Source organism: Vibrio sp. HI00D65 (genome assembly GCF_001635455.1).
Classification (GTDB): Bacteria; Pseudomonadota; Gammaproteobacteria; order Enterobacterales; family Vibrionaceae; genus Vibrio.
Genome location: NZ_LWEH01000236.1, coordinates 1 through 220 on the forward strand (window position 1 = coordinate 1; position 220 = coordinate 220).

At 45.9% G+C, this 220-nt stretch carries 1 protein-coding gene; it reads left to right on the plus strand.

Annotated features, from left to right (window positions below; genetic code table 11):
• On the plus strand, positions 1–220 hold a 220-nt coding region (locus A3712_RS16770), incomplete at both ends, for a saccharopine dehydrogenase NADP-binding domain-containing protein (protein WP_197465855.1).

The following is a 220-nucleotide window of genomic DNA, read 5'->3' on the forward strand; positions in this document are numbered from 1 at the left end:
AAGATTCAACTAAGAAACTAGAAGCTCGCGCAGTAAACGCTGACGATGCTGATGCACTTGTTGCTCTGATTAACGAAGTGAAACCAGATCTAGTCATCAACGCTGGTCCTCCTTGGGTAAACATGGCGATCATGGAAGCGTGTTACCAAGCAAAAGTTTCTTACCTAGATACATCGGTAGCGGTTGACCTATGTTCTGAAGGCCAACAAGTGCCACAAGC